This window comes from Pseudomonas sp. W2Oct36 (assembly GCF_041060465.1).
In the GTDB taxonomy this organism is placed as follows: Bacteria; Pseudomonadota; Gammaproteobacteria; order Pseudomonadales; family Pseudomonadaceae; genus Aquipseudomonas; species Aquipseudomonas graminis_B.
The window spans coordinates 19,971-37,971 of record NZ_JAUERW010000025.1 but is presented as its reverse complement, the minus strand read 5'-3'; the positions used below and the strand labels follow the sequence as shown (position 1 = coordinate 37,971).

Below are 18,001 nucleotides of genomic sequence, written 5' to 3'. Positions count from 1 at the left end.
ATTCACGCCTTTTCGGATGGTTTTTGAGCACGGAGAGCATCCTTGGCGACCCCCTTAAATCTGCCCGTTGGTGGTGAGAAACGCGAACCTGAAGTGGCGGTTGTGCCGCTTGATCAGATCCAGCTTGAGGACGTCGGGGCCGGCGCGGCCAATGTCGATGCCTGGCTGCAGGACATCAGCGGCGGGGTTGTTTCGCTTGAGCGGATCAAGAGCGCTGCCGGTTTTCTACCGGTGGTGGGCAACATCATGGCGCTGGTTGATGCGCTGAATGACATCGTTCGGCTGGCGACGAGTGAGACGCGCGATCCGCTGGATTGGGTGAGTCTGGGCATCAATCTGATTGGCGTCTTGCCGATTCCGCCGACCATGGCGGCAGCGCGAATGAGCCTGCGGCCGACGCTGTTTCTGGTGCGTCAGGAGATGCGGCAGGCGGGCAAGTTGGTGCTTGGGGATTCGCTGATTGAGGTGCTGATTGGGCATCTCAATGCGGACATCGTTGGGACGCTTGATGACTTCGTGACCCAGGCGCAGGGCAAGCTTCCCGGGATTCTCGACGCTGCGGGGAAACTGGGCGAAGGCGTGTTGAACGAGATCGCCAAGGGCCTGGAGAGCGTGATCAACGGCGATCTCGATGCCGAGGGCACGCTGCTTGAGGCGGTGGAGCTGATCAGCGAGGGGCGCCAGCAGTGGGACTACGATCCCAAAGGCGCGATTTCCAATATCTTCATCGCGGTTGCCGACGTTTACATCGCTGCCGGCCAACACATCGTCAACGGCACCGTCGAACATCTTGTGCCTGAGGTGCTGAAAGACCCGGTACGCAGGCAGGCCAAAGCGCTGCGTGCCATGGGCTCCGAGCTTCGGACCCAGATTAATGGTCTGGCGGATCCTGGGGTCCAGAACTCGATTGGGGCGTTGCTGCAGACTTTGGCGGGTGCAGTGGTCTCCTGGCGGGCGCGCAACGGGCATGGGCAGTCTTTCAACATCAAGCCGGGGATGGTTAATCAGGCCAAGCGCCGGGCCGGCGAAGGCAAGCTCGAAGTTGTTCAGCACGAGAGGCCTGCCAAGGGTCGGCCTAACGAGCGGAAGAAATGTGCGTGCCCGTGTCCTTGTGAGTGTGCGTGTGCGGCGACGCGGAACAGCATCAGTTTTGCGATGGGCTCGGAGTCGGTCAGTCATACGGACTTCAGCTTGCCGGGGCCTTTTCCCATTGAGTGGACGCGGGCTTACTGTTCGAGTCTGGATGCTTACGATGAGGGCGTTATCGGCGCACGCTGGGTCACGCCGTTTACCACGCGGTTTGATTGTGTGGGTGATGGTCTGGTCTTCCACGATGCCGACGGTCGCAGCCATGAATTCCCTCTTCCCAAGGTCAAGCTGTTTCACTTCAACGCCATTGAAAATCTAACCGTCGTTCGCCTCAGCAAGGACCGGTTAGTGCTGATGCGTGGCCTGGAACACAGGGAAACCTATGTTCGGCGGGGTGGCCGTTTTGTTCTGATCAACAAGGTTTTGCCCAACGGCGCCGGGCTGATGCTGCATCACGAGCATCGGCACGGTGATCAGATGGTTCTTTCCGAGTTGGTGACTTACTCGGAAAAAGACGTCAACAAAGTCCATCTTCGCCTGGGCACTTTGATTGATGATCAAGGGCGTCTGACGGGCCTTTGGGAAATACGTGATGGCGACGTCAAACGCCAACTGTGTGCGTATCAGTACGATGGTTTTGGTGACCTTGTTCTGGCTCAGGATGAGAACGGCGGTACATGGCGTTATCAGTATCAAGATCACCTGATTACGCGCTACACCGACCGCACCAATCGCGGTCTGAACCTGCAATGGCAAGGCTCCGGCCCGGATGCCAAGGCCGTACGCGAATGGGCCGACGACGGAAGTTTCGACACGCGGCTGGCGTGGGACGAAAAAATCCGCCTGACCTTTGTCACTGATGCCCTCGGTAACGAAACCCGGCATTACTACGACAGCCTCGGTTACACGTACCGCATCTGCCACGCCGACGGGCGCTCTGAGTGGTTCTTTCGTGATCAGGCGAAAAACATCATTCGCCACGTCCACACCGACGGCAGTACCGACCGGTATCGTTACGACAAGCTCAGCAATCTGACCGAACACACCCGCGCTGATCACAGCGTGATGAATTACGCGTACGACGATAAGAGCCACCTGATCAAGATCAGCGATGGCGAGGGTGGCTTGTGGAAACGGGACTATGACCTTCGCGGAAACTTGGTTGAGGCGATCGATCCGCTAGAGAACGTTACCGAATACGCCTACAACCCGTTTGGTCTTCCTACTGCGATCAAGGACGCCAACGGCAATACAAAAGCGTTGGCCTACAACGACGCCGGACAGCTCGTTAAGTACACCGACTGCTCGGGCAAGGTCAGCGCTTGGGAATACGACGAACGCGGCCAAATGGTTCGCTTCACCGATCCTGCTGGGCATAGCACGACGTACGAATACAAAGCCGGTCAACTGGTCCTGATCAAGCATCCGGACAAGACCGAAGAACGCTTTAGCCGCGACGCCGAAGGTCGTTTGCTGGCCCACTCGGACGGCCTTGAACGCTGCACCACCTGGCGTTATAGCGCCGCCGGTTTTATCGCCGAACGCGTCGACGCTGCCGAGCAAACCTTGCGTTACCGCTGGGACAAACTTGGTCGTCTCGTTGCGCTGGAAAACGAAAACGAACGCCGCGCCCACTTTCACTACGACCCGGTGGGCCGGCTGCTGCAAGAAAGCGGCTTCGACGGGCGATCCACCCGCTATCAGTACGATCCCGAAACCGGCCGCCTTGCGGAGACCATCGACGGCCAACGCACCATCGCGCTGACCTTCGACCCCATGGGCCGCCTGACCGAACGCCGCGCCACCCTCGGCGAACAGTCCCAGCGCGAAACCTTCGCCTACGACGGCAATGGCCATCTGGTCATGGCGACCAACGCCGTCAGCAAGCTGCAATGGTTTCATGACCCGGCCGGCAATCTGCTGCGCGAACATCAGCACTACACCAGCCTGATAGAACCGCTGGTCGCCGTCTGGCAGCACGAGTACGACCCGCTTAACCACCGCGTCGCGACTATCAGACCGGACGGACATCGCGTCAGTTGGCTGACCTACGGCAGCGGTCATTTGCTGGGTATGAAGCTCGACGAGCACGAACTGCTCAGTTACGAGCGTGATGACCTCCATCGCGAAGTCGCCCGCCACCAAGGCAACCAACTCCTGCAAACCCAAAGCTGGGACCCGGCGGGACGCCTCCAAGAACAACTGCTAGGACGAGCAGACGACAAAACCACCCTGATCAAGCGCGCCTATACCTACGACGCCGCCGGCCAACTCACTGACATCAACGACAGTCGCCGCGGTCCTCTCGCTTATAAATATGATCCCGTTAGCCGCCTGCTCAGCGCCACCAGCCGCCTCGGCATCGAAACTTTCGCCTTCGACCCAGCGAGCAACCTGCTCAACGAAACTGCCGAGCCCGTCCGCCGTCCACTAGACCCCAAGCCGACTCAAAACAAACTCGTCGACAACCTGCTGCGCGACTACGCCGGCAACCACTACGAATACGACGAACGCGGTAACCAGACTGAGCGCTGGACCAACGGCCTGCGCAGCGAACTGCACTGGGACCTCTTTGATCGCCTCGTGCATTTCCGAGATCCACGCCTGGCTGTCGACTTCGGCTACGACCCACTGGGACGTCGCCTCTACAAACTCTCAAAGGCTCACTACCGACCTCGTCCTGAAGCCGGCACCGGCTGGAACGAAAACGAACACGCGCGAAAAGAGCGCGAACTCGGCTGCGGCTTCACCCTGTACGGCTGGGACGGTGACACCCTCGCCTGGGAAAGCAGCCCGCCGCCATACGCCGGCGCCCTCGGCCGCACCGTCCACTACATCCATGAACCGGGCACTTTCGTCCCGGTGGCCCAGGCCATCCGCCACGAAACCATCCGCCTCGTAAGCCAACCCACTTACGAAGGGCGCTACAACTTCAAAGAAGACCCGCTCTGGAACTACAAACCGGTGGCGCTGCCGATTGATGCGCTGGCCTGGTACCAATGCGACCACCTCGGCACGCCCCAGGAAATCACCGACCAAAACGGCAATACCGCCTGGAGCGCACAATACAAAGCGTGGGGCGAAGCACAGGAAAACCGTTCGGAGTTCGCCCAACAAGTCGGCCTGACCAACCCGATCCGCTTCCAAGGCCAATACCACGACCACGAAACCGGCCTGCACTACAACCGGCATCGATACTATGATCCAAGGGTCGGGCGGTTCATTAGCGAGGACCCGATTGGGTATCTAGGTGGACTGAACATCTACCAATACGGGCCGAACTCAATCAGCTGGGTCGATCCGTTAGGGCTGGCAAGTTCGGCCGTTGGACCGGGGCGAAAGCCTAAGTCTGATAAGCCTAACCAAAACTGTAAACGCGCATGCAGAAAAAAATGGGAGGTAAATCGGTACGACAGGGTTTGCGAGGGTAATGTCCCTGGCGTGGGTTATGCGAAATACTACCTAGATCCTAAAAAACAGCAGTGGTGGTCAGTAGATAAGACAGGCCATGGTGAAAGTGCTTGGAAAGTCTACGACGAATCTGGCGAGTGGCTCGCGGACACTGACATTTACGGAGACCATATGAACAAGCATAAAAGTGGGGTCGGAAAGAATATTAGTTTTAAATCTTTGAAGTGTAAGGATGAAAAATGATTACATCTGCTGAGGAGTTTATTGCTTTACGGAGTAGCTCCATCAAAAGTGAATACGATAGAGCTGCAACTGAGGAGGCCCCGATTTCGGTATGGCGAGATGTAATAAAAAGATACCCGAATTACAGAAGATGGGTTTCGCATAATAAAAATGTACCATTAGAGATCCTAGAAGAGCTATGCCAGTTTGATAGCACCGTCCGGCAGTTCGTTGCAGCAAAAAGAAAGCTGTCACCGGCGCTCTTCGAAGTTCTATCTAGGGATGAGAGCTACGTTGTACGCATCGCAGTGGCCGCCAACAAAAAAGCACCAATTACAATATTGGAAAGACTACTTAATGATCAAAACAAGCATGTTGCTCGCGCAGCAGAATACAACCTTGAAGAGACTAAAAATAAAAATAGACGTAGGGAGTAATGCTCTTTGGGTTCTTTCGTATTAAGGCGGGCTGCCTACGATAGCTTATTGGGACGGACCCCTTGAACTAGTGAAAGTCATATTGACATCCGTAACCCCATCGATTTACCCACAGTTCGAGGGAGGCCGCACGGCTCATGAGTCACGAATATAGATTGGTTTTTCCTAATGTTCTTACCGCCCGCTGCCTTATGAGCGATCTGAGGGCGAGTGAGTATTGCGTCCGAGCAGATCAAGAGTTTGTTTACTTGAAAGATTGCATCTCCGAGACCGAGGCGAATTACGATGCACGCTTAAGCTATTATGACCAAAATTCACTGTGGCTTGAGGGGTTAAAGGGGACGGAGACCTTTTGAACCTTTAACCCCTTCCGCTATCGGGGACAGATTAATTTACGGTGAAGCGCTGTAAATAAATCAGTCCCCTTATAATCGTCCCCTTACGATCAACCCACTTTCCTACCAAAACGTCGCCGCCGGCGCAGTCAACTTCCCGGCAATCACTGCGATCGCCTTCTCCACATCACCCACCTCGGTATACCGCCCCAGGCTTAACCGCAAGCTGCTCCCGGCCTGGGCTTTACTCAGCCCCAACGCCAGCAACACGTGAGAAACGCTGCTGCTCGCGGAGTTACACGCCGAGGTCGAAGAAACCGCCAGTTCGCTCGCCAGGCTGGCAACGTTAAACCCCGGGCTGTCGATGCAGACGTTGAGCGTATGGGGAACGCGTTGGTGGGGATCGCCGTTGAGGCTTACGCCGCTCAGGCCGAGCAGGCCTTTGCGCAACTGCGCGGACAACGCAGCGATGCGCGCGACTTCTTCGTCCATTTCGGCGCTGGCCAGTGCGTACGCCGCGCCCATGCCGACGATCTGGTGGGTGGCGAGGGTGCCGGAGCGGTAACCCTGTTCGTGGCCGCCGCCGTGCATCTGTGCTTCGAGCAGCGATCGCGCGCGGTCGCCGACGTAGAGTGCGCCGATGCCTTTCGGGCCGTAGGTTTTGTGCGCGGAGAAGGACATCAGGTCCACCGGCAATGCGCTCAGGTCGATCGCCAGTTTGCCAGCGCCCTGGGCGGCGTCGACGTGGAAGAGGGCGCCGTGTTCACGCACGATTTGGCCGATGGTCGAGATATCGGTGACGGTGCCCAGTTCGTTGTTGACCAGCATCAGCGACACCAACAGCGTGTCATCTCGCAGTGCCTCGCGTACGGCGTTGGGGTGAATCAGGCCGCGGCTGTCGGGTTCGAGCCAGGTCACCGGGCAACCGGCCTGCTCAAGCTGGCGAACGGTGTCGATGACGGCTTTGTGTTCGAGTGTGCTGGTGATGAGGTGGCGGCGGGCGCCATTGTTGGGGTTGAGCGCGATGCCCTTGATCGCCAGATTGTTGGACTCGGTCGCGCCTGAGGTCCAGACCAGGTCATCGGCACTGCAACCCACCAGTTCTGAAACCTGACGGCGCGCCAACTCCACGGACTGCCGGGCCTGATTGCCGTAGGCGTGGGAGCTGGAGGCCGGGTTGCCGAAGGTACCTTCGCGGCCGAGGCAGGTGACCATGGCCTGGATGACGCGGTCATCGACCGGGGTGGTGGCGGCGTAATCGAAATAACAAGGGAGTGTTTTCATGGGGAGTTCTGCGCTGTCCGTCGTGCCGAAAATACTACTAGCGTCAGGGTGAAAAAAAATTGATTCCTCAACGGAGATTTGCCCTCGGATTAGAATTAATTTCCATCAAAGGCTCATTAAAGGGAATATCATTTTATCAGCTTGCCTTTCTGGCCTATCCTTATCGCTTCCCGGCATATGAATTTACCGAGGCCACCGCGCGTTCCATGGACAAATTCGACCAGGCCATCCTGAGCATTCTGCAGAACGACTGCACCCGCCCGATTGCAGAAATCGCCGACAGCGTCGGCCTCGGCAGCACCGCATGCTGGCGTCGCGTACAAAAGCTCGAAGAGCAGGGCATGATTCGCGGGCGAGTCGCGCTGCTTGACCCGGCGCAGTTGAACGTCGCAGTAACGGTGTTCGCCGCCATTCGAACCAATCAGCACAACGCCCAGTGGCTGGGTCGTTTCCATGATCTGATCGCCACGCTGCCCGAAGTGGTGGAGTGTTACCGCATGGCGGGCGATACCGACTACATGCTTCGGATCGTGGTGCCGGACATCGCTGGCTACGATGCCGTTTACAAAAAGCTGATCCAGTTGTCGGGCATCACTGACATGAGTTCCAGCTTCGCCATGGAGCAGATCAAGTCCACGACACAGCTGCCGTTGAGCTACACCCTGTAAACCCGCATCAGCACGCTTCATCCAAATTCTGCGCAAAAAAAACAGCCCTCCGAAGAGGGCTGCTTTTTTATGCGTCGAGGAAAGTCGTCTGTTGAATCAGACGCGGGCTTTGTCGATCCATTCCATGGACGTGCGCCAGATGCAGATCCCCAGGAAGTACGCTGACATGGCCAGCCACACGAACAGGGCCACCGATCCGTTGTACGGATGATTCATCACCAGCAGGAAGCTGCAGAAGAACCACACGGCAGTGACTGCGATGTTCAGGGGCATGAAGCGGCGGACGCGGAACGGGTGCAGGAACTTCATGCGTGTCACCGTCAGCAGCGCCAGGCAGATCACCGTGATGAAAGTCAGCCATGGCGCCGGAGAAAGGATGTAGACGCACAGGGCGACGACGTTCCAGGCGGCGGGGAAGCCCTGAAAGTAGTTGTCCTTGCTTTTCATTTCGACGTTGCAGAAACAGAACAGCGACGACACCAGGATGATCGAGGTGGTCAGCAGCAGAGTGTATTCCGGCAGCGGGATGTAGCGGTAGATGAACAGGGCGGGAATGAACACGTAGGTCAGGTAATCGATCACCAGGTCGAGCACCGAGCCGTCGAAGTGCGGCAGGACCGACTGCACGTTCAGCTTGCGCGCCAGGGAGCCGTCTACGCCATCGACGATCAGGGCGAAGCCCAGCCAGAGCAGGCACGCCTTGGGTTGGTTGTCGAACAGAGCAATGGTCGCGAGAAAGGCGAGCACCACGCCCGTGGCGGTAAAACCATGGGCGCCCCAGGCCTTGAGCCAGGCGATGCGTTGAATCGGAATCATGGACGGTCCTTCTGGAAATAAGCGGGTTCGGTCGGGGACAACAACGGTGACGGAACCAGAGGTGCATCTATCGACCGGGGATCGGTCGATAAGGTTCATACGTAACCCCTACACGGTAGCAGGCGGCGCAGGCTTTCGTTACTCAAATGTGACGCCGTGCCGTGGAGCGCAGGGGTGCAGGTGTCATTGGTCGGCTGACAAACAAAAAAGGCAATATGCTGGCCCCGATGGGCGCCGTACCTCGTCAGAATCCACGCCTGATCAGTCACTTAGGCAAGGAATCGCATGTCATTTCTCAAGACTCTACTGACCTTCTGCGTGCTCATAACGGTGACTTCCCAGGCCTTCGCGCGCAGTCCAAACAAGAACGAACGCGACCTCTGCACCTGGGGCGCGGTGATGGCCGGTACCGCTCAACAATACAAACTGTCCGGCCTGACGCTGTACGGCGCCCGCAAGAAGATGCAGGCCCAGCATTTCGCCCAGCAATGGATGCGCATGAGTGCCCTGGGCATTACCGAGCAGACTTACGACAGCCCTTCGAGGCTGCGGCCGGAAAGCGTCAAACAGGTGTATTACGAAGGTTGCATCAAGCACGAAGTCGCACGGCGCTGACTGACCGCGCTGCGGCCCTGGAGGTACAGCGCGAGCAATCAACGCGATAGCAGGATCAGTGCGCCCCGCGCGGGATGGTCTTCAGCAGATCAGCCGGGCTGATATGCCCCACCACCTGCACGCCGCTGCCCGGCTGGGGCAGGCCCAGAATATGGCCTTTGATCTTGCCGATCACGTGCATCTCGCACGGCTTGCAATCGAACTTCAACGTCAGCACCTCATCGCCATGGACCAGTTGCATCGGCGCGACCTTGGTGCGCACGCCGGTCACACCCTTGGCCTGCTTGGGGCACAGGTTGAAGGAGAAGCGCAGGCAGTGTTTGGTAATCATCACCGGCACTTCGCCTTTCTCTTCATGGGCCTCGTACGCGGCGTCGATCAACTGCACGCCGTGACGGTGATAGAAGTGCCGCGCCTTCTCGTTGTAAACGTTGGCCAGGAACGACAGGTGCGCCTCGGGGTAAACCGGCGGCGGCGACGTTTCCGGCTTGCGGGCACCGCGCGGGTGCGCCTGGATGCGAGCGGCGGTCAAGGTCTCGATGACTTCACGGCGCAACGCTTTGAGTTGCGAGTTCGGAATGAAGAACGCTTGCGGCGCGTCCAGCTCAATGGCAGTCGCGTGGTATTCGGTGGTGCCGAGCTGGCCGAGCAGATCGTGGAGCTGCTCCAGCGCCTGCTCCGGTTTATTGGCGACGCCAAACGGGCCGTTCAGCTCGACGCGAGCGCTGATGCCTTCCTCGCTGGTGGCGACCAGTTCCAGACGCTCTTCACGCAGGCGCGCCACCCATGACAGGCCGATGCGGCGTTCGGCCGAGGTCTTCTGCAAAGCCTGTTGCCAGTTGTGATCGAGGTTGCGACTGAGCGGATGGTTGGGCCGCAGTTGCAGGCCTTTTGGCATCTCGTTCGGCTCGACGCGGTAGCGGTAGCGCTTCTCGCCGTCTTCTTCGAACTCACCTTTTGGCTCGGCGATGTTGGCGCGGAAACCCACCACTTCGCGCTTGACCAGCACATTGAGGCCGTCACCGTTGGACAGCGGCTCATGGGTCACCACCTGCAAGTCACGCTTGCCGACTTTCTCGACCACGCCGACCAGCAGGCCGGTGAAGGTCGGCGAATCGAACGCGCCGATGTCGACCTTGCGGTCGGTGACGAAATAGTCGGTGCTGCCCCGGTGGAAAGTCTTGTCCGGGTCCGGCAGGAAGAAGTGCGCGGTGCGGCCGCTGGAGGCGCGGGCCAGGTCCGGACGGTCTTCGAGGATCTCGTCCATACGCTGACGGTAGTAGGCCGTGATGTTCTTCACATAGCCCATGTCCTTGTAGCGCCCTTCGATCTTGAACGAACGCACGCCGGCATCCACCAGTGCGCGCAGGTTGGCGCTCTGGTTGTTGTCTTTCATCGACAGCAGGTGCTTCTCGTAGGCAACCACGCGGCCCTGATCGTCTTTCAGCGTGTAGGGCAGACGGCAGGCCTGGGAGCAGTCGCCACGGTTGGCACTGCGCCCGGTGTGTGCGTGGGAAATATTGCACTGACCGGAGAAAGCTACGCACAGCGCGCCGTGAATGAAGAATTCGATGGCGGCATCGGTTTCGTCGGCGATGGCGCGGATTTCCTGGAGGTTCAGCTCACGGGCCAGCACCAGCTGCGAGAAACCGGCCTGATCGAGAAAGCGTGCCCGCTCCATGGTGCGGATGTCGGTCTGGGTGCTGGCGTGCAGCTCGATGGGCGGAATGTCCAGCTCCATCACGCCGAGGTCCTGCACGATCAGCGCGTCGACGCCAGCGTCGTAGAGCTGATGGATCAGCTTGCGCGCCGGCTCCAGCTCGTTGTCGTGAAGGATGGTGTTGATGGTGGTGAAGACGCGGGCGTGGTAGCGGCGGGCGAATTCGACCAGTTGGGCGATTTCGCTGACGTCGTTGGCCGCGTTGTGGCGCGCGCCGAAGCTCGGGCCGCCAATGTAGATCGCGTCAGCGCCATGCAGAATGGCCTCGCGGGCAATGGCCACGTCGCGGGCAGGGCTGAGCAATTCCAGGTGATGTTTGGGCAGAGACATATTTTTTTAGTCGGCACGGTCACGGTCAAGGCGCGCATTGTAGCGGCGAAACGCCTGACCGGCACCCGTCTGCTGCCCGATGGCGCCCGCCCGTGGGCTGGGGGCGCCGGAAACCCGCGTGATCAGGCCTTGGCGGCCATCGCCGTGACTTCCACGCGCATGCCTTCGACGGCCAACGCGGCGACGCCCACTGCGGCGCGCACAGGCCAGGGTTTGGCGAAAAAGCGTGTGTAGACTTCGTTGAATGCGGCCCGATCGGCCATGTCGGTGAGGTAGATGGTCAGGTGGAGCACGCGGTCCATGGAACTGCCGGCCCGCTCCAGTGCCCCTTTCAACGCCTGCAACGTGCATTCGCTCTGCTCGACGATACCGCCCAGTTCCAGGCTGCCGTCGGCCCGGGTGGGGATCTGCGTGGAAACCAGCAGACCGCCGAAACCGGCGACGTCCGAGGAGATGGAATCGGCGTCAGGATCCGGCGTGAAGGTGATGTCGTGGTTGGCCATGGGCGTTCTCTTCTACGAGTGTGTGGATGACCGGCCAGGAACGGCCGACGGCCATGATGTCCGACTCGGAAGGGAAAAGGGAGGCTTGACAGCGCGGTGGCCGGCCGAGTGAGCAGGGGTCCGATCAGAAAATTCGTGCCAATGCGCCTGGGGCTGTCCACAAAAAGCGAGCCGCCGTCACGTTATCTCTGACGTGAAGGCGGCTCCGGGGGGGTTGTCAAATCGGCGGATTCAACGTCATTGAAACTAGCAGTGAGGTTAACCGTTAGCTAGCTATCATTTCGCAATACAGTGTTTCCGTTGCGGGAACAATCAACCCCGGCGCTGGAGCATCTGGCGAATCGTCGAGCAGGGCCGCTGCAAAAAAACTCCGAACTCGTCCCCGGTCGTTCAGTCCACTTTTAACGCTGACCGTTTGGGTTGGAACATTTCAAGGAGAGCCCCATGACTGATTACCCGAAACCGCCGTTCAAGCCTCAACAGCAGCCTGTTCCTGGCGATCAGAGCCGAATGGACCCCTACCCGGACTGCGGCGAGACCCGCTACAAGGGCTCGGGCCGCATGAGCAACAAGATTGCGCTGATCACCGGCGGCGACAGCGGCATTGGCCGTGCAGTCGCTATCGCCTACGCCCGTGAAGGCGCTGACGTGGCGATTTCGTACCTCGATGAACACGAAGATGCCAAGGAAACCGCACGCTGGGTGGAGGAGGCGGGCCGTCAGTGCCTGCTGCTGCCGGGCGATCTGGCCGAGAAGGCGCAGTGCCTGGCCATCGTCGATGAAACGGTGAGGAAGTTCGGCCGCATCGACGTGCTGGTCAATAACGCCGCGTTCCAGATGTCCCACGCATCTCTTGAGGAAATCTCCGACGAGGAATGGGTGAAAACCTTCGATATCAACGTCACCGCGATGTTTCGCATCTGCAAGGCGGCGGTGCCCCACATGGCTGCGGGCAGTTCGATCATCAACACCAGTTCGGTCAATTCCGATTCGCCTAAGCCAACGCTGCTGCCGTACGCGGCCACCAAGGGCGCCATCGCCAACTTCACCGCTGGCCTGGCGCAGTTGCTCGGTGAGCGCGGCATTCGCGTGAACAGCGTCGCGCCCGGCCCGATCTGGACGCCGCTGATTGTGTCGACCATGACCGACGAAGACGTGAAAAGCTTCGGCGAGGAAACGCCACTTGGCCGTCCGGGTCAGCCGGTGGAGGTCGCACCGATCTACGTACTGCTGGGCTCCGACGAAGGCAGTTACATTTCGGGCACACGTTATGGGGTGACCGGCGGCAAGCCGATCCTGTAACTGATCATGGATGGACTGCTGCGTCGCGCCCAGGACTCGCGCCTGCTCGCCGCGCAGCAAAAGAGGCAGCCCTCACAGCGCTTCAGCCCCTGCGGCGTACCCTGGACGTGGGGGATTTGGCGATGCCTCGTGGCCCGGCGATGCCCCAGATAGCAACGCCGACCACTGGGAAGATGAAGATCAGCACCACCCAGCCAATTTTGGTCCAGGGCGATTCGGGGCCGCGCCAGACACTGGCGATGGCCCACACGTCGATCAGAAGGATGAAGACCACCAGGGCGGCCGAGAACACCGTGTCCATTTCATTGTCCTCGGTCCGCGCGGGATCACATGGCGGGGATGCCGGTAACCGTTGCAGTACCCGTTTCAGTTTCGGTCACGGATGCAGCCAAAGGGATTTCCGGGCTGCCGGGGGTCAGGATGACCTTGCGGCAGTCTTCCTGTTTCTTGTCGAAAATCTTGTAGCCTTCAGCGGCCTGCTCCAGAGACATGCGGTGGCTGATGATCGCTTCGGGCGCGAGACGGCCGGCTTCAATGTGTTCCAGCAATTCCGGCAGGTAGCGCTGCACGTGGGTCTGGCCCATTTTGAAGGTCAGGCCCTTGTCGAACGCATCGCCGAACAGGAAGCCGTGGATGAAACCGGCGTACACACCCGGCACGCTGACCACGCCGCCACGGCGCACGGCAGCAATGCACTGGCGCAGCGCCTTACCGCTGCTGCCTTCGATTTTCAGGTTGGTCAGAATGGTTTCGGTGGTGCTGCCCTTGGCTTCGAAACCCACCGCATCGACCACGCCGTCCACACCGCGCATGCCCTTGGTCTGACGAATGATGGTATCGGCCGGGTCGTCGTCTTCATCGAAGTTGATCGGGATCACGCCGTAGGTGGCCTGGGCGTACGCCAGCCGGTAAGCGTGATGGTCCACCATGAAGATCTGATCGGCGCCGAGCATCCGGGCCACGGCCGCAGCCATCAGCCCCACAGGACCCGCGCCGTAGATGGCGATACTCGAACCCTGACCGATGCCGGTGTTCAGGACCGCCTGGTAACCGGTGGGCAGGATGTCGGAGAGGAACAGCACCTTTTCGTCCGACAGCGTGCCAGGGACCTTGAACGGCCCGGTGTTGGCTTTCGGCACGCGCACGTATTCGGCCTGGCCGCCAGGGATGCCGCCGTACAAGTGGCTGAAGCCGAACAGCGCAGCCCCCGGTGGAATGGCCTTCTTGTTGATGATCGCGCCGCGACCGGTGTTGGTGGTTTCGCAGGCGGCGTACAGGTCCATGTTGCAGAAGAAGCATTCGCCGCAGGCAATGACGAAGGGGATCACCACTCGGTCGCCGCGCTGCACGGCGGTCACGGCTGAACCGGTGTCTTCGACGATGCCCATGAATTCGTGGCCGAAGATATCGCCGTGTTCGACGGTGGGGATTTTGCCGCGGTAGAGGTGCAGGTCGGAGCCGCAGATTGCGGTGGCGGTCACGCGCAGGATGATGTCGTCAGCCTGTTCGATGACCGGATCGGGGACGGTGTCGACTTTCACGTCATGGGCGCCGTGGTAGGTGAGTGCTCTCATTGTGGTTTTTCTCCGCGATTTATTAGGGGCAACTAAGTAGCGGAGCAGACAGCGAGGGGTTTAGTTCAGGACTTTGCAGCGGTGGGGGATTAGCGGTGCGTTTGGTGCCGGTTGGACCGGCTTCAGCCGGGAAGGGGCCTGTGTAGACACCATCATCTTTGCAGTGTGGCTGCCGACCCTTTCCCGGCTGAAGCCGGTCCTACTACGTCATCGCGGTCCTACAGGAAGCCCGCGTCGCAGATGGGTTATTTAAGCCCGACCCGCTTGCGCATGTCGGGGGTGATGGTCTGGCGTGTTTTGCCCAGGTCCGCCCACGGGTCGCTGTCCAGTTCGGCGAGACGTTCGTGGACGGTGTTAATGTCCCAGGCGTTGGCGCCTTTGATCTCCAGCAGTTCTTCGCGATAGATCGGCACCGACACCGGCAGGCCCTCCCGGGTGCGCACCGAGTACGCGCAAATCGTGGTGGCGCCGAGCCCGTTGCGCAGGTAGTCGATGAAGATCTTGCCAATGCGGTTCTTCGGCCCGGCCACCGCCGAAAACCGCTCCGGCAGCAGCCTGGCGATGTGCTTGACGATGGCATGACTGAAATCCTTCACGGCGTCCCAGTCCGCTTTCGGTGTCAACGGCACGACCACATGAATCCCCTTGCCGCCGCTGGTTTTCAGGAACGATTTGAGCCCCAGTTCATCCAGCACAGCGAGGGTCAGTTGCGTGGCTTCCACCATGGTTTTCCAGGGCAGCGCCGGATCGGGGTCGAGGTCAAGTATGAAGCGGTCCGGCCGCTCAAGGTTCTTGGCGACGGCGTTCCACGTGTGCAGCTCCATGGCACTCATCTGCACCGCACCGATCAGTGCTTCGATGTTGTTGATCAGCATCACCGGATGGCCGGTGTATTCCTTGCCCATGGTCTCGATGCCGGGGATGGCGAGGCGGTCGGCGTTTTTCTGAAAGAACAGCTCGCCGCCGATGCCCTCCGGTGCCCGCACCAGCGCCACCGGGCGTTGGGACAGTTGCGGCAGCAGCCATTCGGAAATGCGGATGTAGTAATCGGCGAGGTCGCGCTTGGTCGCGCCGCTGGTGGGATCGATCACCCGCTCGGGGTGGGTCAGGCGAATCTTGCCTGTTCGGGTGTCGGCGGCGTCGGACTCACGCGGACCTTCTTCGGCGTTGACAGGTTTGGATGCCTTCGCACGCTTACGCGGGGTCGCAGGTTTTGGCGTGTCTTCTGATCGCGCTTCTGGCACGTCTGACGCCTGCCCGGGCTTCGACGTTTGATCGGTTGATGGCGCCGGCGCCGGTAGCTCCTCGGTGATCGACTCCGCAGGCTTGTCGGTGCGCAGGCCATGGAAAACAGCGTGCCGGACCGATCCGTCTTTGGTGATCTCGGCAAACGCCACTTCGGCCAGCAGCACTGGTTTGAGCCAGTGCACGCCCTTGGCTTCAAAGCCGGTGGGCGGATTGACCACCGCAGCCTTCTTGCCGTGGAGCGGCGTGAGTTGGTCGTAGATCGTGCCCAATGTCGCTTCATTGAAACCGGTCCCGACCTTGCCTGCGTACCTCAACTCGCCACTGTCGGCATCGTGCAAACCCAAGAGCAATGCGCCGAATTTGCTGCGCGCGCCCTTGGGATCGGTGTAGCCCACGACGACGAATTCCTGGCGACGCTTGCACTTGAGCTTGATCCAATCACCGCTGCGGCGTGACAGGTAAGGGCTGCCGGCGCGCTTGCCGATCAGGCCTTCCATTTTCATCTGGCAGGCGCTGTTGAGCAGGACTTCCGGCACTTCGGCGAAGTCTTCGGAGTACCTGAGCACCTCGTCGTCGGTCCGTTCGAGCACCTTGGACAGCGCGGCGCGACGCTGTTCCAGCGGCACTTCGCGCAGGTCCATGCCGTTGAGAAAGGGCATGTCGAACAGGTAATAAATAATCTTGCCGCTGCGACCGGCCTCGAAGGCGTTCTGCAAGGCCTGGAAGTCGGGCACGCCTTCGTCGTTGGCGACGACCATCTCGCCGTCGAGCCAGGCCGATTCAAGGCCCAGTCCGGCGATGGCGTCGGCCTGGTGCGGCAGTTTGTGCGTCCAGTCATGGCCATTGCGGGTGAACAGCTGCACGTTGCCCTCGGCGACTCGCGCCATGACCCGGTAGCCATCGAACTTGATCTCGTAGCGCCAGTCGCCCTCAGGCGCGGACTCCACCAGCGTGGCCAGTTCGGGCTTGATGAGATCCGGGATATCACCAGGTTCGGCGCCGACCAGTTGCGCCTTGGCGGATTTCTTCCGGGGGGCGGGGACTTTCTCTACCGCTTTGGGCTTGTCAGGCTTTGACGTTGCCGCCGTTTTGCTCCCGCGTTTTTTAGGGATCAGGGTGCGCTCGCTGAGCACGCTGTCGGGCAGTTCCCTGACGACGTCGTAATCGCTTTCCGGGCGGGCAAATTCGTCCTGATGCTTGATCAGGAACCACTGCTCCTGCTTGCCGGGAATGTGCGTCTTGACCAGGTTCCACACGCCGCCGAGCTTCTCGCCCTGCAGTTCAAATTTGAGTTTGCCCTTGGCGTAGGCCTCGGCAGGGTCGGTGAGGGGTGTCCACACGCCGCGGTCCCAGACGATGACGTCGCCGGCACCGTAATGCCCTTCGGGGATGCTGCCCTCGAAGGTGGCGTATTCGACCGGGTGATCTTCAACGTGCACGGCCAGGCGCTTGGCTGCCGGGTCCAGCGAGGGGCCCTTGGGCACGGCCCAGCTTTTCAGCGTGCCATCGATTTCGAGGCGGAAGTCGTAATGCAGGCGGGAGGCGTCATGCTTCTGGATGCAGAACTGCAGGGCATGGGCTGCTTTTTTGCTCGAAGCGCGTTTTTTCTTCGCGCTGCCTGACGGCTCGGGCGTCGCGTCGAAATCGCGCTTGCGGTTGTATTCGTCCAGTCCGGCACTCATGGAAATCCCTCAGCCTGCAGCCTGTGTCTGTTAAACGCAGAGTTCGCGGCGGGGACGGAGTTCCGGTATCGGGGTCGATCCTCTCCTGACACCCGCAACAATGGGGGGGCCTGAACGGGCCAATTCCCGGCTGAAGCCAGTCCTACGTGTGCAGCGCGGCCCGATAGTGGGACTGGCTTTAGCCGGGAAGGCGTCAAGTGGCACCGCAAAATATCGGCGCCTGAACGGGCCAATTCCCGGCTGAAGCCGTTCCTACGCGTGCAGCGCGGTCTGATAGTAGGACCGGCTTTAGCCGGGAAGGCGTCAAGTGGCACACCGTACAATATCGGCGCCTGAACGGGCCAATTCCCGGCTGAAGCCGGTCCTACGGGTGCAGCGCGGTCTGATAGTAGGACCGGCTTTAGCCGGGAAGGCGTCGGCCAAGACACCGCAAAATCGACGGCCTGGCATAGAGCGTAGACGCGCTATACAGCCCCACGCTGCTCCGTTGCTTCCGCCAGCATCGCCAGGGTCTGTTCCATGTCCACGATAGACGCTTCCAGCGTAGCAAAGCATTGGGCGATGCTCTGTTTATCGTCCACCGTCTGGTGGCCGGTCAGCTCGGTGACTTCGGCCAGTTCAAGCCGGAACAGTTCGTTAACGCTGCCGCGTAGTTCGTCCAGTTGATTGAGGACAACAGCCATTTGATTGCGGGTCGCATTGCTCATGTCGGGCCTCACGTTATAGGGGGGCAGGCGCGGATTGCTTGATCACACACTGACAGAC

13 protein-coding genes are annotated in these 18,001 nt (G+C 60.0%); 5 read left to right on the top strand and 8 right to left on the bottom strand.

Annotated elements, in window-relative coordinates:
* Positions 1-42: 42 nt before the first annotated feature.
* Positions 43-4,743 (top strand): RHS repeat-associated core domain-containing protein, encoded by a 4,701-nt coding sequence (locus QWI18_RS23335; RefSeq protein ID WP_369319977.1) that lies wholly within the window; start codon positions 43-45, stop codon positions 4,741-4,743.
* Positions 4,740-5,159, top strand: coding sequence for a hypothetical protein (locus QWI18_RS23330; RefSeq protein WP_244656862.1), 420 nt, complete (start codon positions 4,740-4,742; stop codon positions 5,157-5,159). Before QWI18_RS23335 ends, QWI18_RS23330 begins: the two co-directional genes overlap by 4 nt.
* A gap of 458 nt (positions 5,160-5,617) precedes the next feature.
* Here the strand turns inward: QWI18_RS23330 and QWI18_RS23325 are convergent, their stop codons facing one another.
* Positions 5,618-6,778 (bottom strand): aminotransferase class V-fold PLP-dependent enzyme, encoded by a 1,161-nt coding sequence (locus tag QWI18_RS23325; RefSeq protein WP_296310529.1) that lies wholly within the window; start codon positions 6,776-6,778, stop codon positions 5,618-5,620.
* Positions 6,779-6,984: 206 nt separating this feature from the next.
* Here QWI18_RS23325 and QWI18_RS23320 point away from each other — a divergent pair, with 206 nt between their 5' ends.
* The gene (locus QWI18_RS23320; protein WP_192130271.1) at positions 6,985-7,446 is read left to right on the top strand and encodes an Lrp/AsnC family transcriptional regulator; all 462 of its coding nucleotides are present in this window, start codon (positions 6,985-6,987) and stop codon (positions 7,444-7,446) included.
* A 96-nt stretch (positions 7,447-7,542) separates the two neighbouring features.
* Here the strand turns inward: QWI18_RS23320 and pcsA are convergent, their stop codons facing one another.
* On the bottom strand, positions 7,543-8,262 hold the full coding sequence (gene pcsA / locus QWI18_RS23315; RefSeq protein ID WP_065988791.1) for a phosphatidylcholine synthase: 720 nt from the start codon (positions 8,260-8,262) through the stop codon (positions 7,543-7,545).
* Positions 8,263-8,547: 285 nt separating this feature from the next.
* Between pcsA and QWI18_RS23310 the strand changes: the two genes are divergently transcribed.
* Positions 8,548-8,877, top strand: coding sequence for a hypothetical protein (locus tag QWI18_RS23310; RefSeq protein WP_369319976.1), 330 nt, complete (start codon positions 8,548-8,550; stop codon positions 8,875-8,877).
* A gap of 55 nt (positions 8,878-8,932) precedes the next feature.
* Here the strand turns inward: QWI18_RS23310 and QWI18_RS23305 are convergent, their stop codons facing one another.
* Together QWI18_RS23305 and QWI18_RS23300 are read right to left on the bottom strand one after the other, a co-directional pair.
* Positions 8,933-10,927: a U32 family peptidase gene (locus QWI18_RS23305; RefSeq protein ID WP_192130273.1), complete on the bottom strand. Its 1,995-nt coding sequence runs from the start codon at positions 10,925-10,927 to the stop codon at positions 8,933-8,935.
* Between the two features lie 122 nt (positions 10,928-11,049).
* Positions 11,050-11,430, bottom strand: coding sequence for a RidA family protein (locus QWI18_RS23300; protein ID WP_192130274.1), 381 nt, complete (start codon positions 11,428-11,430; stop codon positions 11,050-11,052).
* Between the two features lie 444 nt (positions 11,431-11,874).
* Between QWI18_RS23300 and QWI18_RS23295 the strand changes: the two genes are divergently transcribed.
* A complete protein-coding gene (locus QWI18_RS23295; RefSeq protein ID WP_192130275.1) occupies positions 11,875-12,732 on the top strand; it encodes an SDR family oxidoreductase in 858 nt (285 codons plus the stop codon).
* Positions 12,733-12,814: 82 nt separating this feature from the next.
* Here the strand turns inward: QWI18_RS23295 and QWI18_RS23290 are convergent, their stop codons facing one another.
* The 4 genes from QWI18_RS23290 to QWI18_RS23275 form a co-directional block, all read right to left on the bottom strand.
* Positions 12,815-13,033 carry a PLD nuclease N-terminal domain-containing protein gene (locus QWI18_RS23290; RefSeq protein ID WP_192130276.1) on the bottom strand — a complete coding sequence of 73 codons (219 nt, stop codon included), beginning with the start codon at positions 13,031-13,033 and terminating at the stop codon, positions 12,815-12,817.
* A 25-nt stretch (positions 13,034-13,058) separates the two neighbouring features.
* Positions 13,059-14,306: a zinc-dependent alcohol dehydrogenase gene (locus QWI18_RS23285; RefSeq protein ID WP_192130277.1), complete on the bottom strand. Its 1,248-nt coding sequence runs from the start codon at positions 14,304-14,306 to the stop codon at positions 13,059-13,061.
* 245 nt (positions 14,307-14,551) lie between these two features.
* The gene (gene ligD / locus QWI18_RS23280) at positions 14,552-17,236 is read right to left on the bottom strand and encodes a DNA ligase D (RefSeq protein ID WP_369319975.1); all 2,685 of its coding nucleotides are present in this window, start codon (positions 17,234-17,236) and stop codon (positions 14,552-14,554) included.
* A gap of 464 nt (positions 17,237-17,700) precedes the next feature.
* A complete protein-coding gene (locus QWI18_RS23275) occupies positions 17,701-17,943 on the bottom strand; it encodes a hypothetical protein (RefSeq protein WP_065988799.1) in 243 nt (80 codons plus the stop codon).
* Between the last annotated feature and the right edge of the window lie 58 nt (positions 17,944-18,001).